At 59.0% G+C, this 21,227-nt stretch carries 19 protein-coding genes and 3 tRNA genes; 11 read left to right on the plus strand and 11 right to left on the minus strand.

Translation table 11 applies throughout. The annotated features are described in order from the left end of the window. The 5 genes from aat to C9E91_RS07920 all read right to left on the minus strand — a co-directional run bounded on the left by aat (position 1) and on the right by C9E91_RS07920 (position 3,914). A complete protein-coding gene (aat, locus tag C9E91_RS07900) occupies positions 1–624 on the minus strand; it encodes a leucyl/phenylalanyl-tRNA--protein transferase (protein WP_107107782.1) in 624 nt (207 codons plus the stop codon). Positions 625–627: 3 nt separating this feature from the next. Continuing rightward, positions 628–1,980 carry an acetyl-CoA carboxylase biotin carboxylase subunit gene (accC, locus tag C9E91_RS07905; RefSeq protein WP_181316036.1) on the minus strand — a complete coding sequence of 451 codons (1,353 nt, stop codon included), beginning with the start codon at positions 1,978–1,980 and terminating at the stop codon, positions 628–630. A gap of 5 nt (positions 1,981–1,985) precedes the next feature. Continuing rightward, complete coding sequence (gene accB / locus C9E91_RS07910; protein ID WP_107107783.1) at positions 1,986–2,459, minus strand: acetyl-CoA carboxylase biotin carboxyl carrier protein; 474 nt, start codon at positions 2,457–2,459, stop codon at positions 1,986–1,988. Positions 2,460–2,482: 23 nt separating this feature from the next. After that, complete coding sequence (gene aroQ, locus C9E91_RS07915; protein ID WP_107107784.1) at positions 2,483–2,920, minus strand: type II 3-dehydroquinate dehydratase; 438 nt, start codon at positions 2,918–2,920, stop codon at positions 2,483–2,485. Between the two features lie 226 nt (positions 2,921–3,146). After that, on the minus strand, positions 3,147–3,914 hold the full coding sequence (locus C9E91_RS07920; protein ID WP_107107785.1) for a DsbA family protein: 768 nt from the start codon (positions 3,912–3,914) through the stop codon (positions 3,147–3,149). A 211-nt stretch (positions 3,915–4,125) separates the two neighbouring features. Between C9E91_RS07920 and C9E91_RS07925 the strand changes: the two genes are divergently transcribed. Next, entirely contained in the window at positions 4,126–5,283 is a 1,158-nt protein-coding gene (locus tag C9E91_RS07925; protein ID WP_107108124.1) for a pyridoxal phosphate-dependent aminotransferase, read from the plus strand. A 393-nt stretch (positions 5,284–5,676) separates the two neighbouring features. Here the strand turns inward: C9E91_RS07925 and C9E91_RS07930 are convergent, their stop codons facing one another. Continuing rightward, positions 5,677–8,562, minus strand: a complete 2,886-nt coding sequence (locus C9E91_RS07930; protein ID WP_107107786.1) for an Rne/Rng family ribonuclease — start codon at positions 8,560–8,562, stop codon at positions 5,677–5,679. 731 nt (positions 8,563–9,293) lie between these two features. Here C9E91_RS07930 and C9E91_RS07935 point away from each other — a divergent pair. The 4 genes from C9E91_RS07935 (at position 9,294) to C9E91_RS07950 (ending at position 14,994) form a co-directional block, all read left to right on the plus strand. Then, positions 9,294–10,469, plus strand: coding sequence for an N-acetylmuramoyl-L-alanine amidase (locus tag C9E91_RS07935; RefSeq protein WP_210318753.1), 1,176 nt, complete (start codon positions 9,294–9,296; stop codon positions 10,467–10,469). 260 nt (positions 10,470–10,729) lie between these two features. Further along, the gene (locus tag C9E91_RS07940) at positions 10,730–13,195 is read left to right on the plus strand and encodes a penicillin-binding protein 1A (protein ID WP_107107788.1); all 2,466 of its coding nucleotides are present in this window, start codon (positions 10,730–10,732) and stop codon (positions 13,193–13,195) included. A gap of 126 nt (positions 13,196–13,321) precedes the next feature. Next, a protein-coding gene (gene prfB / locus C9E91_RS07945; RefSeq protein ID WP_107107789.1) for a peptide chain release factor 2 occupies positions 13,322–14,453 on the plus strand; the annotation gives its coding sequence in 2 pieces (ribosomal slippage) (positions 13,322–13,390 and positions 13,392–14,453; 1,131 coding nt in all). A gap of 118 nt (positions 14,454–14,571) precedes the next feature. After that, positions 14,572–14,994: an NUDIX domain-containing protein gene (locus C9E91_RS07950; RefSeq protein ID WP_107107790.1), complete on the plus strand. Its 423-nt coding sequence runs from the start codon at positions 14,572–14,574 to the stop codon at positions 14,992–14,994. A 69-nt stretch (positions 14,995–15,063) separates the two neighbouring features. Here C9E91_RS07950 and C9E91_RS07955 read toward each other — a convergent pair whose 3' ends face one another. Then, positions 15,064–15,378 (minus strand): type II toxin-antitoxin system VapB family antitoxin, encoded by a 315-nt coding sequence (locus C9E91_RS07955; RefSeq protein WP_181316037.1) that lies wholly within the window; start codon positions 15,376–15,378, stop codon positions 15,064–15,066. A 50-nt stretch (positions 15,379–15,428) separates the two neighbouring features. Beyond that, the gene (locus C9E91_RS07960) at positions 15,429–16,202 is read right to left on the minus strand and encodes an NAD kinase (protein ID WP_107107791.1); all 774 of its coding nucleotides are present in this window, start codon (positions 16,200–16,202) and stop codon (positions 15,429–15,431) included. Between the two features lie 166 nt (positions 16,203–16,368). On the opposite strand from C9E91_RS07960, the gene C9E91_RS07965 reads away from it, so the two are divergent. From C9E91_RS07965 to C9E91_RS07980, 4 genes are all read left to right on the plus strand, one after another. Then, positions 16,369–16,444 (plus strand) — tRNA-Thr (locus C9E91_RS07965). Positions 16,445–16,736: 292 nt separating this feature from the next. Further along, positions 16,737–17,054: a DUF3307 domain-containing protein gene (locus C9E91_RS07970; protein ID WP_107107792.1), complete on the plus strand. Its 318-nt coding sequence runs from the start codon at positions 16,737–16,739 to the stop codon at positions 17,052–17,054. A gap of 271 nt (positions 17,055–17,325) precedes the next feature. Continuing rightward, entirely contained in the window at positions 17,326–17,595 is a 270-nt protein-coding gene (locus tag C9E91_RS07975; protein WP_107107793.1) for a hypothetical protein, read from the plus strand. 173 nt (positions 17,596–17,768) lie between these two features. After that, positions 17,769–18,053: a hypothetical protein gene (locus C9E91_RS07980; protein WP_107107794.1), complete on the plus strand. Its 285-nt coding sequence runs from the start codon at positions 17,769–17,771 to the stop codon at positions 18,051–18,053. Between the two features lie 3 nt (positions 18,054–18,056). Here C9E91_RS07980 and C9E91_RS07985 read toward each other — a convergent pair whose 3' ends face one another. From C9E91_RS07985 to rlmB, 3 genes are all read right to left on the minus strand, one after another. Next, positions 18,057–18,851, minus strand: coding sequence for a class I SAM-dependent methyltransferase (locus tag C9E91_RS07985; protein ID WP_107107795.1), 795 nt, complete (start codon positions 18,849–18,851; stop codon positions 18,057–18,059). A gap of 123 nt (positions 18,852–18,974) precedes the next feature. Continuing rightward, a complete protein-coding gene (locus tag C9E91_RS07990; RefSeq protein WP_107107796.1) occupies positions 18,975–19,664 on the minus strand; it encodes an AprI/Inh family metalloprotease inhibitor in 690 nt (229 codons plus the stop codon). A gap of 40 nt (positions 19,665–19,704) precedes the next feature. Then, positions 19,705–20,613: a 23S rRNA (guanosine(2251)-2'-O)-methyltransferase RlmB gene (gene rlmB, locus C9E91_RS07995; protein ID WP_107107797.1), complete on the minus strand. Its 909-nt coding sequence runs from the start codon at positions 20,611–20,613 to the stop codon at positions 19,705–19,707. A 198-nt stretch (positions 20,614–20,811) separates the two neighbouring features. On the opposite strand from rlmB, the gene C9E91_RS08000 reads away from it, so the two are divergent. Further along, a tRNA-Tyr gene (locus C9E91_RS08000) sits at positions 20,812–20,896 on the plus strand. A gap of 24 nt (positions 20,897–20,920) precedes the next feature. Further along, a tRNA-Gly gene (locus C9E91_RS08005) sits at positions 20,921–20,994 on the plus strand. The last annotated feature ends 233 nt before the right edge of the window (positions 20,995–21,227 follow it).

Here is a 21,227-nt window from a genome sequence, read left to right on the forward strand (position 1 = left end):
TCAACTGCCGGTGAAGCTCAGATTGGGCGATTCCATCGCTTTCTCAAGCATCCTGGCATATTGATCCTTCGGCACGTCGATTGCGCCGAATGTCCTCAAATGCTCGGTGGTGAATTGAGTATCGAGGAGAGTGAAGCCACGCTGCTTGAGGCGCTCGACGAGATAGACGAGACAGATCTTCGAGGCGTCCGTGCGGCGTGAGAACATGCTCTCCCCGAAGAAGGCCGAACCCAGCGATACGCCGTAGAGCCCGCCAACCAGTTTGCTACCCTCCCAGGCCTCGACGGAGTGGGCGTGGCCGATATGGTTCAGGGTCGAATAGAGCGACTTGATGGTCTTGTTGATCCAGGTGCTTGGCCGACCGCTGGTCTGCTCGGCACAGGCGGCAATGACCGCGTCGAAATCCGTGTTGAACCTGATATCGAAGGGCTTGTGGCGGATGGTCTTCGCCAGGCTTTTCGAAACGTGGAAGGTGTTGAGCGGCAGCACGCCGCGCAGTTCCGGTTCGACCCAGAAGATTTCCGGATCGTCAGCCGATTCCGCCATCGGGAAGAGACCGATGGAATAGGCGCGCAGCAGAATCTCAGGAGTAATGCCCGGATTTCTGCCGCGCGGTCCTGCCATAGGTCAAGCCGAGCCTTTCGCCAGATAGTCTTCCAGCCAATGGATATCATAGTCGCCATTGGCGATATCCTGATTGGAAACCAGATCCTGGAACAGAGGCAGAGTGGTTTTGATGCCATCGACCACGAACTCATCGAGCGCGCGGCGCAGGCGCATCATGCATTCGACGCGGGTGCGGCCATGCACGATCAGCTTGCCGATCAGGCTGTCGTAGTAGGGCGGAATTCTGTAGCCCTGATAGGCGCCAGAATCGATGCGCACGCCAAGGCCACCCGGCGCATGGAAATGCGTGATCGTACCGGGGGAGGGCACGAAAGTGCGTGCGTCCTCGGCATTGATGCGGCATTCGATGGCGTGGCCGTGGAAATGCACGTCCTCTTGTGTCACGGAAAGACCGCCGCCCGAGGCGACGCGAATCTGCTCATGCACGAGATCGATGCCGGTGATCGCTTCCGTGACCGGATGCTCGACCTGCAGGCGGGTGTTCATTTCGATGAAATAGAACTCGCCGTTTTCATAGAGGAACTCGATCGTGCCGGCGCCGCGATACTTGAGCTTCCTCATGGCGTCGGCGCAGATCTGGCCGATCTTCATGCGTTGCTCGACGTTGAGCGCCGGTGAATTGGCTTCTTCCCAGACCTTCTGGTGGCGGCGCTGCAGCGAGCAGTCGCGCTCTCCGAGATGCACGGCATTGCCTTCGCCATCGCCGAACACCTGGATTTCGATGTGGCGCGGCTTGCCGAGATATTTTTCCATATAGACGGATTCATTGCCGAAGGCGGCTGCGGCTTCGGTGCGTGCCGTCGACCAGGCTTCGAGGACATCCGCTTCCGTACGTGCCACTTTCATGCCGCGTCCGCCGCCGCCAGCGGTTGCCTTGATCAGCACGGGATAGCCGATTTCCTTGGCGGTCCTCAGCGCGTCCGCCTCGGTCTTCACTTCGCCGTCCGAGCCGGGAACGACGGGAATACCGAGCTGCTGCGCAGTCGTCTTGGCGGTGATCTTGTCGCCCATGATGCGGATATGATCCGCCGTCGGGCCGATGAAGGTGATGCCATGTGCTTCGAGAATGTCGGCGAACTTGGCGTTCTCCGACAGGAACCCATAGCCCGGATGAACGGCGTCGGCACCGGTGATCTCGCAGGCCGCGACGATCTGGTGGATGTTGAGATAGCTTTCGCGCGACGGCGGCGGGCCGATGCACACGCTTTCATCCGCCAGGCGCACATGCATAGCGTCGGCGTCGGCGGTCGAATGCACCGCAACACTCGCAATGCCGAGCTCCTTGCAGGCGCGCAGCACACGAAGGGCGATCTCTCCGCGATTGGCTATGAGAATCTTCGAAATCATGGGCATAGGGTTTACTCGATGACGACCAGGGCTTCGCCGTATTCGACCGGGCGTCCGTCCTGAATGAGGATTTCGGTCACAATACCGGACTTTGGCGCGGGAATCTGGTTCATCGTCTTCATCGCTTCGATGATGAGCAGCGTCTGGCCTTCCTTGACGGAGGCGCCGATCTCGATGAAAGCGGCAGCGCCTGGAGCGGGTGCCATGTAGACCGTACCCACCATCGGTGCGCTGACGACGTTATCCGGATTGCGCGACTTGCCGGCAGGCGCGGCGGCTGCAGCGGGAGCGGCGGCGACAGGAGCTGCTGCGGCATAGGCAGGTGCTGCGATCGGTGCCTGAACATATTGAGTCGTGCCGGCGCGCGATACGCGGATGCGCAGATCTTCCTGCTCGACTTCGATCTCGGTCAGATCGGTCTCATTGAGAATATTGGCGAGGTCGCGGATCAGCGCCTGGTCGATACCCATTTTCTTATCAGCCATGGATGTTTTGCCCTGTATTCTTGTTATTGGGTGATGGATTTCAGCGCGTGCAGCGCCAGGATGTAACTGTAGGGTCCAAAACCGCAGATCATGCCCTTGGCGGCGGGCGCGATCATCGATTTGTGCCGGAATTCTTCGCGTGCGTGGATATTGGAGATGTGAACCTCCACCACCGGAATGGAAATGGCGCGGATCGCGTCATGAAGCGCGATCGACGTATGGCCATAGGCGCCGGGGTTTATCGCGATGCCGGCAGCGACGTCTGCCGCTTCGTGCATCCAATCGACAAGCACGCCTTCATGGTTGCTCTGCCGAAAGTCGATCACAAAGCCAAGGCTTTCGCCCACGGTTTTGCAGTCGGCTTCGATATCCTTGAGCGTCTTGCCGCCATAGATGCCCGGCTCGCGCTTGCCGAGGGCATTCAAATTGGGTCCATTCAGGACAAAAATGGTTTGCGCCATCAGAGGTTCCGTCAAAGTGCAGCGCAACCTATAGACTCCCGAGGGCCTATAGGAAAGCCCCCAGGACGTAGGTTGCGCGTGTCTAGGTGTGGAAACGCCCGGATTTTGGCGATTTTACGCATAACCCCAAAATCGGTTCGGCTTCGAAAAGGCTTGTGCAGCTTCCGAAGCGCCACTGTGTCCCTTACGCGTCCGGAAAGATGCGCGCCTCAGTGATCGCCACTATTTAGCAGGTGGTCTTGCCGCAACTGCGGACATTGGAGATCTTCTGCTGAATGGCCTCGAGGCCGATCGCGCCGGAGATTGTCTCGTTGCCGATGACATAGGCCGGCGTGCCGGTGACGTTGAGATCGGAGGCGAGTTGGTACGTGGCCTTGACCGAATCATTGTTCGGGCTCTTGGCCATTTCGGCGCGGATTGCCGCTTCGGTGACGCCAAGCGAGGTCGCAACTTCCATGGCGCTGTCTTCCGAGGCGCGGCCGTCGCTGCCAAGCAGCGTATGATGGAATTCGGCATATTTTTCCGGCGCCAGCTTGCGGAAAGCGTCGGAGACCCTAGCCGCGGCAACCGAATCCGGTCCGAGGATCGGGAATTCCTTCAGCACGAAACGCACGTTTGAGTCTTGCTTCAGCAGCGCGTCCATGTCGGGGAGTGCATGGCGGCAATAGGTGCAATTATAATCGAAGAACTCGACGACGGTGACATCGCCCTTCGGATTGCCGATCGTGACGTCATCCTTGGAATTGAAGATGGCATCCTTGTTTTGGGCGACAGCCTGGGCGGACTGAGCGATGCGCTGCTCATCCTGCTTCTTCTCAAGTGCCGCCTGTGCGTCCAAGAGAACTTCCGGATGCGCGACGAGATATTCCTTGATGAACTCTCCGAATTCCTTTTTCTGCTGGTCATCCAGCGCGGCGGCGGGCTGGACCATGGCGAGCGACGCGGCAATGGCGATCGCTGAAGCCGCCAGCAGGGTTTTGGAAAAAAGGGTCATCGGGTCCTCGTTTAAGTAGGTGCTGAGACTCATCGTCCGGTTCGGGATATCACCGCGAGGTTAAAATCCACAAATGTGTTTCGGCAATTTACGGTGCATGTGTATTTCCAGAAACAGGAATTTTCACGACAAAGCCGCAATCGCGGGATTGTGAACACGCTAATATTACGGCAATTGTCTGGCTCCAATCCGATCCGAGAAAGAATTGACCTTGTTTTCCTTATCCAAACGCAGTGATGTCGAACCCTTCCACGCCATGGATGTGCTGGCGGAGGCAACGCGTCGGCGTCAGGCGGGACATGCCGTCATCTCGATGGCGGTCGGTCAGCCGTCGCATCCCGCGCCGCAGGCAGCCCTTGAGGCAGCGCGCACGGCACTAGGTCACGGTCGCATCGGTTACACGGAGGCACTTGGCACGCTGGCGCTGAAGCAAGCGCTTGCCGGTCATTACCTTGCTCGTCATGGGCTGACCATCGATCCCATGCGGATCGCGATCACCACCGGTTCGTCCGCCGGCTTCAATCTTGCCTTTCTGACGCTATTCGACCCCGGCGACAGCGTCGCCATCGCAAGGCCCGGCTATCCTGCCTATCGCAATATTCTTGCCGCTCTCGGGCTTGATGTCGTCGAAGTGCCTGTGACCGCCGAGACGCAATTCACGCTGACGCCCGAAAGCCTGGAGGCGGCGCAAGCAGCGAGCGGCAAGCGGCTGAAGGGCGTGTTGCTTGCAAGCCCTGCCAACCCGACCGGCACGGTGACCGGTAGGGCGGCGCTGAAGGCGCTCGCCGACTATTGCGCCGACCGTTCGATCGCCTTCATCTCCGACGAGATCTATCACGGACTGACTTTCGTCGGCGAGGAGACGAGCGCGCTGGAGCTAACCGACGAGGCGATCGTCATCAATTCCTTCTCGAAATATTATTGCATGACTGGCTGGCGCATCGGCTGGATGGTGCTGCCGGGGCGCCTGGTGCGTCCGATCGAGCGCGTCGCCCAGAGCCTTTATATTTCAGCGCCGGAACTCTCGCAGATCGCCGCCACCGCAGCGCTTGGGGCAGGGGCAGAACTGGACGTCTACCGCGAAAGCTATCGCCGCAACCGCGATTTCCTGATGCGCCGTCTGCCCGAAATCGGCTTCTCCATCGCTTCGCCGATGGACGGCGCTTTCTACGCCTATGTCGATGTCAGCCGTTTTACCAACGACAGCATGGCTTTCGCCCGTAAGATGCTGGCCGAAATCAACGTTGCCGCCACACCGGGCCTCGATTTCGATCCGATCGAGGGGCACCGCGTGATGCGTATCTCCTATGCCGGCTCGAACGCAGAGATCGAGGAAGCAGTGGAGCGCATGGCGGCGTGGTTGAAATAGACTCTTAGATCAGAGGTTTGCGGCGGGTTTTGAAAGTATTTTGGAGAGTTGTGGACAAGGTTCGAGGGCGACCGAACCGGGCCGCCCCGTCCTTCGAGGGTCGCTTCGCTCCCGCCTCAGGATGAGGCGGAGCCGGCTTCACGACTTGCTGTAAAGCACCGTAAAGCAAAGGATAACTCGCGGTCGGATGCGAAGGGTTAGCCCTCATCCTGAGGCGGGAGCAAAGCGACCCTCGAAGGACGAGGGCGGGTGTGAGCACCGAAACTCGCGAGAAGGATAAACGACGGAAGAGAAATACCGGTCGTCGACCATACCAGCCTGCGGTCTTCCCAAACAAAAATCCGGCCGCGTTACCACGGCCGGATTTTGTTATTTCGTTCCGAACAGCAGCGTTCAGAAGAAGCCGCGGCGCTGCCACCAACCGGCCTTCTTCGGCTTGGTCGGCTCGCCATCACCATCGCCGCCCTCGCTGGTGCGGGTGGACTTGACCACCGGCTCGGAGGAGGAGACGTTCGACTCGCGGTTGGCGCGAGCCGGCTTGGCTGCTGCCTCGACCGCTTCGGGTTCGGCAGCCGCTACCGGTTCGGCGGCCTTGTCGAGATCGCCGACGACTTCGGCAACTGTTTCGGCTTCGGCTACGGGCGCCTCTTCGGCGATCGGCGCTTCGACAGGCGATGCTTCAGCCTTCGGTTTGCGGCGGCTACGGCTCTTGGCGGGCTTCACGTCTTCGGCGACGACGGCTGCGGTTTCGACAGCCGCCATAGCCGGCTGGCTTTCGACGGCCGCTTCACCTTCGGCGACTGCGATGTCAGCGACGGTCACTGCGACATCGTTTTCGCCGTCATCCTCATCGTCAGCGCCTTCGTCGGAACCGGCTTCACTGCCGGCTGCCAATTCATTGCCTTCGCCGTCGCGATTGCGACGCCCGCCACGCTTGCCGCGGCGACGGCGCTTGCGCTTCTGCTGGCCATCATCGCTGGACGCGGCCGCAGCTTCACTGCTGCCGCTTGCCTCATCCTCTTCGCCCTCATCCGCCTCTTCGTCACCATCTTCGCTGGACGCATCGCCTGACTCGGAAGCAGCCTGGGCGTCACCGCCACGGCCACGACGGCGACGGCGACGCTTGCGCTTGCGGCCACCTTCATTGTTCTCGGAGCGGGCGGTGGGCTGCTGTTCGACAGCAGCGGCCTTTTCCTCGAGCTCTTCATCTTCGTCCTCATCGGCCTCGATGACGATATCATCGTCCTCGTCTTCCGGAATGGCGGCGAAGTTGAACAGGGATTCGATCTTGACCGGATTTTCCACCGGCTCGCCGCGGTCGATCGCGAAATGCTGCGTACCGACGGCGTTGTCCGCACCGATGACGATGGCGACGCCGAAACGGTTTTCGTAGTCGACGATCGTCTGGCGCTTGTGGTTGAGCAGGTAAAGCGCAATGTCCGGCGTCGTCCGCACGGTGATGTCGTGCGTCGTGTTCTTCAGCAGATATTCCTCGATGCCGCGCAGAACATGCAGCGCAACGGAAGACTGCGAGCGCACATGGCCGGTGCCGCCGCAATGCGAGCAGATCTGCGTCGTGCTTTCGAGAACCGAGGCGCGGATGCGCTGGCGCGACATCTCCAGCAGGCCGAAATGCGAGATGCGGCCAACCTGGATGCGAGCCCGGTCGTTCTTCAGGCATTCCTTCAGCTTCTTCTCGACAGCGCGGTTGTTGCGCTTTTCTTCCATGTCGATGAAGTCGATGACGATCAGGCCGGCAAGGTCGCGCAGGCGAAGCTGGCGGGCGATTTCTTCCGCCGCTTCCAGATTGGTCTGCAGCGCGGTGTCTTCGATCGAATGCTCGCGCGTCGAGCGGCCGGAGTTGACATCGATCGAAACCAGAGCTTCCGTCTGGTTCATGATCAGGTAGCCGCCGGAACGCAGCGTCACCTGCGGCTGCAGCATGCGGTCAAGCTGCGCTTCGATGCCGGAGCGCGAGAAGATCGGATGGATGTCGCGATAGGGCTGAACCACCTTGGCATGACTCGGCATCAGCATCTTCATGAAGTCTTTCGCTTCACGATAGCCTTCTTCGCCGGCAACGATGATCTCGCCGATATCCTTATTGTAGAGGTCGCGGATCGAGCGCTTGATCAGGCTGCCTTCTTCGTAGACGAGGCAAGGCGCGGTCGAAGCGAGCGTCAGCGTGCGGACGTTTTCCCACAGGCGCATCAGATATTCGAAGTCGCGCTTGACTTCGACCTTGGTGCGGTTGGCGCCGGCGGTGCGAAGGATGACGCCCATGCCCTGCGGCACTTCGAGCATCTTGGCGATTTCCTTCAGGCGCTTGCGGTCCTGCGGATTGGTGATCTTGCGGGAAATGCCGCCGCCGCGCGCCGTGTTCGGCATCAGAACCGAGTAGCGGCCTGCGAGCGAAAGATAGGTGGTCAGCGCTGCGCCCTTGTTGCCGCGCTCTTCCTTGGCGACCTGCACCAGCAGAATCTGCCGACGCTTGATGACTTCCTGGATGCGATATTGCTTGCGCGGCTTACGCTGCGTGCGGTCCGGAACCTCTTCCATCGCGTCTTCGGCGCCGACGGATTCGATCACTTCTTCTTCCTGGTCGTGATCATCGTCGTCGTCATCGTCATGACGGCGCTTGGAAACATCGACATCCTCGGAGATCGAATCGCTTTCGACCATCGCGGCCATTTCGCCGGACGGTCCTTCTTCATCTTCGCTGGGCGCATCGACCGTTGCGATCGCTTCGGGCGCAGATGCCTCGTCGGCCGGCGCTTCCGCGACAACCTTCTTGCGGCTGCGGCGCGGCTTGGCCTTCTTTGCCGGAGCTTCTTCGGCAGCGGGAGCGGCTACCTCGGAGGCAGCAGCTTCTTCCGCTACAGCGGGTTCTGCTTCAGCCTCGTCCTTGTGGACGATGCCGATGTCGGGCTGTTCCTGCTGGGAAAGATCGAGCGCCGTTTCGACATGTTCGACATCATCGTCGCGGCGATGCTCTTCGGCTTCCGCCTTCAAGAGCGCCTGCCGGTCGGCGAGCGGGATCTGGTAGTAGTCGGGATGGATTTCGGCAAAGGCCAGGAAGCCGTGGCGGTTGCCGCCGTAATCCACAAAAGCCGCCTGCAGCGAGGGCTCAACCCTCGTCACCTTGGCGAGATAGATGTTGCCGCGGATTTGCTTCTTGTGCTGCGACTCGAAGTCAAATTCTTCTATGCGGTTCCCACGAACCACAACGACACGCGTCTCTTCCTCGTGAGACGCATCGATAAGCATTTTGTCTGCCATGTAAGCTGTGCTCCTCGGCGCCGGCATGCGGAAAGGCGCCGACCTGTCGCTAGAACAGGCTGGTTGCACTCCGCCATTGCTGCACCGGATAATGAAAGTCGCGATTGGTTGTTTTGCGATGACAGTGACAGCAGCCAGACAGCAGCCGGGACGTTAGTTCCCCGGGGTCTGTTCACTTCCTGAAAAAGCTGCTGCGGTACCATCCGTAACCAAGCGAGATCGACAATGCCTTAGACCCAACGAACGGGTCCGATGAATGTGCTCTCTAAAGAGCGTTTGGTGGCTCTCCACCGATGAATTTCCCGCGCAAAACCGGAAATTCAGATATCCAGTATAGGGAGCAGAAGTACTGGAGACGGCGGATGACGGCCGCTTATGGCGCCTAGTACTCGAGGCGGCTGCCTTTGCGGCGACTCTATCCCGTCAACACTTCTACCCTAATATGCGTTGTATGTTTTATCTGTCACAATAGCAAGGGGAAAGCCAAGTGTGCCATAATATTGATGGATTCGTCGTATGATGAAGGTGCGGGGACGGCGTTTCCGATTCTTCTCCCGGCACGCCATCACATCAGCACTATCGCGTCATTCGTGGTTTTCCCGTTATTTTTGGACTTCAAAAACAACGTTCAAACCAATATGGGGCGCGATGGACAGTTGTTAAAGGGATTGCGGCATGCGACGGAGAATGGCGTGAGGGCTTTGCGAATTGCAGCGGTGGCCCTCGCAGTGATGGCGCTTCCGATTCTTTCGCCGCTTGCTGCGACTTTGGCCGCAGCCGACCCGTTGCTCGCCTATGGCGCACGCATCGCCGGCGACGATGCCCGCACCCGCATCGTCATCGATATGGATCGTGAGCCGACGTTCTCGGTTCACTATCTCGATAACCCCGTACGTATCATCGTCGATCTTCCGGCAACCGCTTTCGGCTTCCCGGCTGCCGATCTGAAGCCGATCGGCCTCTTCAAGGATATCCGCTACGGCACCATGGAAGAGGATAGCGCCCGCATCGTGCTGACGGCGACCAAGCCGGTGAAGCTGGTCATGGCCAAGGTGCAGCCCGACGAGAACGGCAAGGGGCATCGCCTCGTCCTCGATGCCGAGATGCTGCCTGCCGGGCAATTCGCCGATCTTATCAAGCAGCAAAGCTGGACCAACGATGACACCGCAAAGGATGTCGGTCCGGTGGCGCCGATCGAAAAACCTGATCCAAGCACCTTCCTGGTGGCTGTCGACGCGGGTCACGGCGGTATCGACGCCGGCGCGACCGCCAGCGATGGCGTCACGCAGGAAAAGGATATCACGCTCGCCTTCGCCAAGCTTCTGGCTGACAAGCTGAACGCCCAGCCGGGCATCAAAGCCTTTCTGACGCGCGACAATGATGAATATCTGTCGCTGTCGCAGCGGGTGACCATCGCCCGGCAGAATCATGCGTCATTATTCATCTCGCTGCATGCTGACACGCTGAAGCAGAAGGATATCCGAGGCGCCACGGTCTATACGATCTCGGACAAGGCCTCCGACAAGCTTGCCAGTGAAGTCGCCGACCGAGAAAACAATTCCGACCAGCTCGCCGGCGCCGAGACGCAGGTGCAGCCCGCCGCCGTCGCCGATATTCTGATGGACCTGACACGGCGCGAGACGCAGGCGTTTTCCATCTCGCTGGCGCAGGATGTGCTGAGCTCGTTCAACGGCCAGATCTCCATGATCAACAATCCGCATCGCCATGCCGGCTTCCGCGTGCTGCAGGCGCCGGATGTTCCCTCTATTCTCCTCGAGCTCGGCTTCCTCTCGAACAAGGATGATGAGAAGCTTCTGCTCGATCTCGATTGGCGGCAGAAATTGGCGGATCGGCTGACCGACGCCGTCAAGCAATACCGCGTTTCAACCATTGCGAATGGCGGCTGAAACCATGGATGGCGGGCGCCGTTCGTGTCTTCCATGTAACAGACGCTGCTAATGGGCGGGGATGAAGTGAGGAATACAGGCGGTGGGCCCTATTTTGCTCACATTCCCGTCTTTACACCAAAGTATAGTTTACCGCGGTCGGCATGCACGGCTTTGTGCTGTTGCCGTCTTGCATTAACGCCGTGAGCGTGCAAAACGCCCGTGAATGTGCGATGGTCTCGCACATGCGCCGCAGGAAAAAGAAGCACCGGTAGCATCATATGGTCAGACTGATTGGATATTTCTTTGGGCTGGGCTGCATCCTGTTCCTGGGTGCGGCGGCTGCGGCAGCTATTTATCTGAGCGTCGTTTCCAAGGATCTGCCGGACTACGAGGTCCTTGCCAAATATGCGCCGCCGGTGACGACCCGCATTCATGCGGGCAACGGTGCACTGATGAAGGAATATTCGCGGGAGAACCGGCTGTTCCTGCCGATCCAGGCTATTCCCGATCGCGTCAAGGCCGCTTTCCTCTCGGCTGAAGACAAGAATTTCTACAATCATCCGGGCGTCGATGTCGGCGGCCTGATGCGCGCCGTCGCCGTCAACCTTCAGAATATCGGTTCCGGCCGCCGTTTTGTCGGCGCATCGACCATCACCCAGCAGGTCGCCAAGAATTTCCTGCTTTCGGCTGACCAGACGTTCGATCGCAAGATCAAGGAAGCGATCCTCTCCTTCCGCATCGAACAGGCCTATAGCAAGGACAAGATCCTCGAGCTCTATCTGAACGAGATCTATTTCGGCCTGAATTCCTATGGCATCGCCGGAGCGGCGCTCACCTATTTCGACAAGTCGGTCAACGAACTGACCATTGCCGAATCGGCCTATCTCGCTTCACTGCCCAAGGGCCCGTCCAATTACAATCCGTTCCGTCACCCCGAAGCTGCGATGACCCGCCGCAACTGGGTCATCGACCGTATGGTCGAGAATGGCTATGTCAGCCAGAGCGACGGCGAAGAGGCCAAGAAGCAGCCGCTCGGCGTCGCGCCGCCGAAGAGCGGTCCGTCGCTCTTCGCCTCTGACTATTTTTCCGAAGAAGTCCGCCGCCAGTTGATCGACCAATATGGCGAGAAGACTCTCCTCGAAGGCGGACTTTCGGTCCGCACCTCACTGGATCCGCAGTTGCAGATAGAAGCGCGCAAGGCGCTGCAGGATGGTCTCGTCGACTACGACGAACGCCGCGGCTTCCATGGCCCGATCAAGCAGATCACGACATCGCAGGACTGGGGTTCTGAACTCGCCAAGGTTCCCACCTTGAGTGACGTGCCGGAATGGCAGTTGGCCGTCGTGCTCTCGGTATCCGACCAGACGGTCGATATCGGCCTGCAGCCGAGTGTCGACGCCGCCGGCAAGGTCGCGAATGATCGCAAGCGCGGTACGATCGCTGCCGCCGACATGCGTTGGGCTTACCGCTCGGCCAGCGGCAGCAAGACGGCGAAATCGCCGAGTGGCGTGCTGAGCCCCGGTGACGTGATTTTCGTTCAGAAGACCGGCGATGCCGATTCGAGCGCCTATCGGCTGCGCCAGCCTCCGAAGGTGCAGGGCGGCCTCGTTGTGATGGATCCGCATACTGGCCGTGTGCTGGCCATGGTCGGCGGCTTCTCCTATGCGCAATCGGAATTCAACCGCGCCACTCAGGCTAAACGCCAGCCCGGCTCTTCCTTCAAGCCCTTCGTCTACGCCGCGGCCATGGATAATGGCTATACGCCGGCTTCGGTCATTCTCGACGATCCCCTCGAGATCACGCTCAGCAACGGGCAGGTTTGGAAGCCGGAAAACTACGAAGGCGAGGGCGGTGGCGCCCATACGCTGCGCTTTGCCATCGAACATTCGCGTAACCTGATGACGGTGCGTCTCGCCGCCGATATGGGCATGCCGCTGGTCGCTGAATATGCCGACCGTTTCGGCATCTATGACCGTATGAACCCGGTTCTTGCCATGGCGCTCGGCGCCGGCGAGACGACGGTGCTGCGCATGGTTTCCGCCTATTCGGTCATCGCCAATGGCGGCAAGCAGATCAAGCCGACGTTGATCGACCGCATTCAGGACCGTTACGGAGCGACCATCTTCAAGCATGAGGAACGCGTCTGCGATTCCTGCAATGTGAGCGATTGGCAGAACCAAGATGAGCCTGTCATCGCTGACAATCGCGAACAGGTGCTCGATCCGATGACTGCCTATCAGGTCACGTCGATGATGCAGGGCGTCGTCATCCGCGGTACGGCCGCCGGCAAGATAAAGCTGAATACCGATGTCGCCGGCAAGACCGGCACGACCAATGACGAGAAGGATGCCTGGTTCGTCGGCTTTACGCCGAGCCTCGTCGCCGGTCTTTATGTCGGTTACGACACGCCGAGCACACTCGGCCGCGGCGCGACCGGCGGCTCGATCGCCGCTCCGGTCTTCAACGAGTTCATGCAGGCCGCTACCAAGGATGAGCAGCCGGAGAAATTCCAGGTTCCGGCTGGCATGAATATGATGGCCGTCAACCGTGCAACCGGCATGGCCGCGCAGCCCGGCGATCCCGATGCCATCATGGAAGCCTTCAAGCCCGGTACCGGCCCGGCGACCACCTATACGGTCATTGGCGGCGGCGATGCGTCGGCGCAGGTCGCGCCGGAGGAAATTCTGAAGACCTCGCCGCAGGCCAACCAGGCGGTCACATCAGGCGCGGGCGGTCTCTTCTGATCTGAGCGGATTTGTCCAATGATCATGCCGCGGGGCTTTACAGTCGCGGCATGTATATCTATGTCACCAGCACTCTTTGAATGGAACCGCAGTTCACATCGAACGGCCGAATAAAGAAGCAGGAATATGCGAGCGGAAATCGAGAATGTAGTCGACGAAACCAAGCAGGCCATAAGCCTGCTGAGGAGGCATCTTTGACTGGGATCAGGCGGTAAGACGACTGGACTGGTTGAATAACAAGGCAGAGGACCCGACCCTCTGGAACGATGCCACCGAGGCGCAGAAGCTGATGCGCGAGCGCCAGCAGCTCGATGACGGCATCAACGGCGTGCGCGCGCTTGAGCAGCAGCTTGCCGACAATGTCGAATTGATCGAGCTTGGCGAGGAAGAGGGCGATGCCGATGTCGTGCGCGACGCGGAAGACGCCCTGAAGGCTCTGAAGGCCGAAGCTGCCCGTCGGCAGGTGGAAGCCATGCTTTCCGGCGAGGCCGATTCCAACGATACCTATCTCGAAGTTCATTCGGGCGCCGGCGGCACCGAGAGCCAGGATTGGGCGAACATGCTGCTGCGCATGTATACCCGCTGGGCCGAGCGTCAGCGCTTCAAGGTGGAACTGCTTGAAGTCCATGACGGCGAAGAAGCCGGCATCAAATCGGCGACCCTTTTGATCAAGGGCCACAATGCCTATGGCTGGCTGAAGACCGAATCGGGCGTTCACCGCCTCGTTCGCATCTCGCCCTATGACAGCAACGCCCGCCGTCATACGTCCTTCTCGTCGATCTGGGTCTATCCTGTCGTCGACGACTCGATCCAGATCGAGATCAACGAGAGCGACTGCCGCATCGATACCTATCGTTCGTCCGGTGCTGGCGGCCAGCACGTCAATACGACCGACTCGGCGGTGCGCATCACGCACATCCCGACCGGCATCGTCGTGCAGTGCCAGCAGGAACGCTCGCAGCACAAGAACCGTGCCAAGGCCTGGGACATGCTGCGCGCCCGCATGTACGAAGCGGAATTGATGAAGCGGGAAGAAGCTGCGAACGCCGAAGCCGCCTCGAAGACCGATATCGGCTGGGGCCATCAGATCCGCTCTTACGTGCTGCAGCCTTATCAGCTCGTAAAAGACCTGCGCACCGGCGTTGCCAGCACCGCCCCTGGCGATGTTCTCGACGGCGATCTCAACGAGTTCATGGAAGCCGCCCTCGCGCACCGCATCAGCGGCGCGGCCGATGCGGTGGTGGACGACGTCGATTAAGAAGAGAATCTGATAGAGTGTTGAAAAGCCCCGGAAACGGGGCTTTTTGCTGCGTATAACACGGCAGTCACGAGATGGTTTTAGAGAGCGGGACGGCCAATGCGTCCGGGAGTTCTCGATGTCTGATCCGCATATCCGCGCCATCGCGCTCGCCATTATTCGGCATCCAACCACCGGGTGCCTTTTAGTATTTGAGGGGAGGGATTCCACTCGCGATCTCGTCTATCATCGCCCTCTCGGCGGCGGCATCTTGTTCAACGAGACCGCCGCAGATGCGGCCGGGCGCGAGATTCGCGAAGAGATCGGCATAGTCGTAGAGCCTCTGGCCACGCTGGGAGTTACTGAGTCATTCTTCGTCGTTGGTGGGGTGCTCAGACACGAAATCGCGTTGCTCGTCGAGTGCCGATTCGTCGACGAAACGCTGTACGACCGCACATTCTTTCCGGACCTCGAAGGCAACGATGAACATGGACTTTGGAGAGGCCTCGAAGAAGACACGCTCCTATTTCCGGAGGCATTGAAGGACGTTCTTCGGAATTGATCGGAAGGTCGCGTTCCAGAACCTCTCTACAATAGTGCTCGCGAGTCCGCAGATGCCCAGGTAGGACGGCTATGCTCGAGGTATAGTGTCGGTATCCGTCTCAAGCAAAAATTGGTTAAATGTCAGAAGCGGTGTGTTACCGTTGAGATTGTGATCAAGCTGGTGATAAGCCTCAGGCGGCGCTGGTTTCCGATTTGGCGCAAAAGACAAACCACGTTTAGTGAGAATTTTGCGGGCAGTCTCGCTTGGTGCTTCCCGACGCAGGCGCATATTGATCGCCTCTCTCAACGCAACGATGACAGCATCCGTCACGGTCGTTTGGTCGATCCTTGCCAGTTCTCTGGCAAGCGTATCCGCTTCTTCATTTCGGATGCTGAGCACCATCTGTATAGCTCCCTGCGTCTGGCTTACTAGACAGGCCTGTGTGGCAGTTCTCAATCCGAAAACTGCTCCGCCAATATCCTCTCCGACCATGATCGGTCCGGATCGGAGAGAATGCGTGCCGTCGTGTCCTCGGTCTGGGCGATCTTGACGCTCATGACCGATTTGACTTCGGTATTGTCGGCTACCGCATTGACGGGGCGTTTTTCCGACTCCAGCACAGTGATGTCGATCGTCACCTTGTTGGGCAGCAGTGCTCCGCGCCAGCGGCGGGGGCGGAAAGCGCTGACGGGGGTAATGGCGAGAAGCGGCGCCTCCAGCGGCAGGATAGGGCCGTGAGCGGAGAGATTATAGGCGGTGGAACCAGCCGGTGTCGTCACCATCAACCCATCGCAGATCAGTTCCGGCAGACGGACATGGCCGTCGATCTCGACCTTCAGCTTGGCAGCCTGATAGGACTGGCGAAACAGCGACACCTCATTGATGGCAAGCGCGACGGATGTGCTGCCGTCTGCGTTGCGCGTACTCATCTGCAGCGGGTGAAAAGCATTCTCAACAGCCGCTTCGATGCGTTCGGCCAGGCATTCCGTACGATAATCGTTCATCAGGAAGCCGATCGAGCCGCGGTTCATGCCATAGACGCGCTTACCGGAGTTCATCGTATTGTGCAGCGTCTGCAGCATGAAGCCATCGCCGCCGAGCGCAACGACGATATCCGCATCTTCCTGCGGCGTCTGACCATAAAGGCGAATCAATTCCTCTCGCGCCGATTGGGCCTCCGGCGCGGTCGATGCAAGAAAACAAACGGATTGAAAAGCGCGTGACATGCAATGTCCTTTGAATAATCATACTAGGTAATGATATTCCCCCTATGCGACAAGCCGTTTTGCAAAGACTGGTGAATCCTCAGGGGCTTCGATCTGCGGTATCCAAGCCAAACAGCCGATTTTCCCTTTACAGGAAATCAAAATCTGCTACTTGGCATGCCGATGTGCCCTTGTAGCTCAGTTGGTAGAGCACCTGATTTGTAATCAGGGGGTCGCGGGTTCGAACCCTGCCGGGGGCACCATCACTTTCATCAATATTTTCAATTGCTTGGTGCTGGGTTCTTTGGTTGCTCGGCTCGACATGCTGCATTTCGTGTTGCAACGCGCTTCCCTTGATTGCTCGCGCGTAGCCGTGCCGTCTTAAATATCCTTGCCGCATGCAGAATGGAGAGCCAGCGCGCAAATGGCTGGCAAGATGCGGATATATTTCATTATAATCCCCGATTGAACCAAGTGCAGGCTCTACACCGAAGAGTTTCGCGAACGGTTAGCGCGAGGTAGAGAAATTTAACGATCATTGCGGGTGTCGAGAGAATGGAACAGATTCTGACGATGGCGCTGATGTTGCTGGGCGCGCACTGGGTGTGTGATTATCCGCTACAGGGTGATTTCCTCGCCAAGGCAAAGCAGAATGGACCGCTGCGGATCTATCATCTCTTGGCCCACGCCGGCATCCATGGCGCCGCCGTCGCGTTGGTGACGGGAAATGTGTGGTTGGGCCTGGCAGAATGGTTGGCCCATGCGGTCATCGACGAGCTGAAGGTGAGGGGGAAAACGACGTTCGCTCAAGATCAGGTGCTGCACATTATTTGCAAAGCTATCTGGCTGCTGATTACCGTTGGAAAGCTCTGATCCAACAGGGAGGAAGCCATCCAATTTCTCGCCGAGCGGCGTTGGATTGCCTACGGTCTGAATAGAATTCTGTCGTTCAGACGGGAGACTAGGATCCCATTCACGCTCACGATGACTTCCGCTTGTACAGCGTTGTCATTCGGCGACAGTATCTTTCGGGTTTGGCCGCCAAATCGGCGCCAGCTTCATGCGATTGTAACGCCGCTGCCCTTTGCAATGGTCAGGATGATCACTAACTTACGATTCTCGTCATCGCCGCACGTGGGAAAATATGACCGTTAAGCCCAAGAAGCCCAAACTCGAACATTCCGAGCTCTCCGGTGAATTTACGGAAGATGATGTGACTGTGCTCGTCGATATCTTCCGTCCCGCGGGCACGCAGGGAGATTGGCGGATGGAAGTCATCACGCCGGAGGAAGATCTCATCGAATGGGAAGAACCGTTCGCGACGGACCGCGAAGCCTTCGATGAGTTCCTGGCGACGATCGCGCGCGATGGGATCAGAACATTCTTTGATGATTCGGATCCGGTAATTCACTAAGCCACGCCGACCCGCTTGCTATGGTTATGAAATGCATTGGCGGCGGCGGGCGCGTACCTGACCTATTGGATTCTCAACCAAATTTCGGCTGGGAATCCGTCGGATACGGGCGCATTTACAACGTCTAAAATAGGCATAGACTCTCCCCATCAACGGCGGGCGAGGGCACGTCTATGCGCAGGACATTCAGGCATATTGTCTTGGGATTGTCGCTTGTGGTGATTGCGACCACGCCAGCTTTGGCCGGGCAGGATTGCTACTGCAAAAACACGGACGGAAAGCTGCATGCGGTCGGCGACGTCGCCTGCATGACCGTGGACGGTAAAAGCTATCTCGCGCAGTGCGAGATGAACCTCAACGTCACCTCCTGGTCGAAGCTACAGGATGGATGCCCGGTCACAGAGCGATCTCCGTGGCAGCAATCCGCTTGGCATCCGCAGCCTATTGCAGTTCGCTAGGCGCTAGTGACAGCGGTATGCGCGCTCTGAAATGGCGCTCATACCCGAGCGGGTCATGAGTTCATAGAGTATGCGCCGGCCGAAGGGATTGTGCAGGCGGACGGCATCGGACCCCAGAAAATGCGTTTCCGCCAGCTCGAAGGCTCTGAGATGCGGCGCTCGCAGGATAGCCGCACGGTAGAAATCGTGGAACTCGCGCCGGCAGACATAGGTTTTGTATTTCGTCATGCAGAAGGCCGAGAAGGCCTCGTCGTTGTTGCGCAGGAAATCCGCGACGCCGACGGTGACTTCCGGCCAAGCGGGATTGAAAGTATCGTCGAAGACGATGACGCCATGGTCGGCGATCGTCTCCTTTGCCAGGCGGCTGTCGGCCTCCAGATTCGACAATGTATGTCCGCCATCGACGCTGAAGAAGCGCACCTTGCCGACCTTGCTCGATATGTCTTGCGGCGATAGCTCCGAACTATCGCCGACGACCAGCAAATCCTCGTCGACAGGCAATCCGAGCCGATGGCCATTCTCGAGAAATGCTCGGTATTGCTCGGAAACGCCATTCGACATCTCCCCGATGTCGAAGAGATCGATGCCAAGCACCCGATCTTCCGGCGATGTGATCTTTTTCAGGAGAAAATAAGAACGGCCGAAATAGACGCCGATTTCGGCAATTCCGCCGCCCAATCCATGTGCTCTTTGGCGTTCCAAAATGGAGAGATAAACAAGGGCGTCCGGTGGGTCAATATATCCTTCTACACTTCGCAATTCGTGGAAGATGAATTTGCGGATATTCGATAAAATCATGCGCCCTGGACCTGTTTTTCCAATATGTGACAATAATTGGCCGGGTTCGGACCGGCTCAAGCTAACATAGTCACATTTCTCGGACGTCAGCCCACGAGCGGGATATCGGGGTTCTTGGCTGCCTTACTTGCGGATCAGCACCATCGGTTCTCCCTCTTCTTCCTCGGATTTCTGAAAGCCGCCATCGGGCCGCATGTCGAAGGAGAGCGAAGAGCCGTCAATGCCCATCATCACCAGGCCAAAACCCTCCATGACCCAGAGGGAAAGCTTGAGATCGCGAACGTCGGCAGGGCAGTCACCGCCCGATGACATTTTTGGCGTCCCGTCCGCGTCGGTATCGCTGGACAGCGTGATGTTGCAGATGAGTTTGCCGTCGGGTTGCTGGATCTGCCAGGTGCCTGCTAGAGTCGCGACGGTTGGGACATGGTCGACGTCCCCTAGCGCCGGCAGCAGCCAGGTCGGGTCTCCGTCTTCGCTCTCCCAGGGCGAACCCTCTTCTTCCTGGAAGCGAGCCACCACCTTCTGCGTCGCATCGAAAAGCGTGAGCGTGCCGTCATCGCTGAAATTCCAGGCGGCCGCCTTGGCGTAGGTGGGCAGGGCTGTTGCGCAGGCATCCGCGCCGCTGATGGCGTAGCCGCCGGTCGCCGGGGTGGTTTCGAAGGTGAGGCGGCAGCCCTTGGCGCCGCTTTCGGGCGCCAGCAGCCATGGGCCAGCTTGGGACTTGATAAGTTCGTCGTCGGCGGCAGCAGCCGGTTGCCCGACGGCGAGCATGAAGGCGGCAGAAGCCGCCGCGAGACAAAAACTGCGGATCAAGACAAATTCCCCCAAATCTGCTGCGGCAACCCCAGTGCCGCTAGATTTTCAGATAGGACCGCGCTGCATAGAGGGCGATCGCGGCCGCGTTCGAGACGTTGAGTGATTTGATCGCGCCCGGCATGTCGAGGCGCGCCAGCGCGTTTACCGTTTCCCGCGTCTTCTGGCGCAGGCCCTTGCCCTCGGAGCCGAGGACCAAGGCAACTTTCTCACCTGAAAACGTGCCTTCGAGCGGCGCCGGTCCTTCCGAATCAAGTCCGATGGTGACGAAGCCGAGGCGGTGCAGCTCGCCGAGCGCGTCGGCAAGATTGGTGATCTGTATGTAAGGGATAAGCTCAAGCGCGCCGGAGGCGGATTTCGCCATCACGCCCGATTCGGTCGGGCTATGGCGCTGTGTCGTGATAACGGCGCCCGCGTCGAAGGCGACGGCCGAGCGCATGATCGCGCCGACATTATGCGGATCGGTCACCTGATCGAGAACCAGCAGCAGCGGGCTGTCCTTCAGCGCCTCCAGTCGGCGCACGGGCAGGGGACGCGTCTCCAGCATCACACCCTGGTGGATTGCTTCGGGACCAAGCACCTTGTCGATATCCTGCGGCGAGACGATTTCGACGGGAATGCCGAGTTCGTCGGCAGGTCCGATTTCCAGCCGCACCAGCGCATTCTGCGTCGTCGACAGCTTGATATTCTTGCGTTCGGGATTGGCAAGGGCCGCGCGGACCGTATGCAGACCGTAGAGATAGACCTGGTCGGGAGCCAACGCCGGCGGCTTCCAATCGTCGGCGCCCGCCCGCTTGCGCTTCTGTGGCGTCGGCGTCGGGATTTCGCCGCGCTCGCGTTTGGCGTCGCGATGCGCGCGCCGCAGGGTTGCGTAGTGCGTGTCCTTGGCCGACTTGTCGCCGGCGGTGTTCTCAGGGCCGGAACGGCCGGATGTTTTGTCTTTGCTCATGCGGCTTTATAGCGGGAGCGCCCTTGAGCGCATAGTCCTCTTTCGTCTGTGGGCTTTTGCAGCAAGTTGAAATTTTTTCGTCATTTTTGCCCGAACCTCATGTTGACAGACGGAAACGGTCCGGTCATATACGCGGCGCAGATCGCGGCGGCGACGTCCGGTCTAGCAAGCTTGGTCGCAAGATCCAGTCGGAAAACTGGAGGGATGCCCGAGTGGTTAAAGGGGACGGACTGTAAATCCGTTGGCTCAGCCTACGTTGGTTCAAATCCAACTCCCTCCACCATTCCGCGCAGGATCTTGGCCACCCGCGGGTATAGCTCAATGGTAGAGCAGCAGCCTTCCAAGCTGAATACGCGGGTTCGATTCCCGCTACCCGCTCCAAGATTTCCAATTGCTGAATCACTGCCGCATAGATCTATTGCCGGACATTCTGCAATGGCCGACCTCCCTGATTGACTGCTGCATATCGTTCGGAAAGAAGTCTCCTTCCGAAAGCCTATCCCTTGAAGCCTTTTCTTGATCGGGGAGGGCGTTTTTGTTGTTTCGCGATCCACAGGCGCGTTCAATTCCGCGGAGAAGCGTGGGACACCTGGAACTATTTCCTCAGCGACCCT

Origin of the sequence: Rhizobium sp. SEMIA4064 (assembly GCF_003025035.1) — a bacterium.
Lineage (GTDB): Bacteria > Pseudomonadota > Alphaproteobacteria > Rhizobiales > Rhizobiaceae > Rhizobium > Rhizobium paranaense.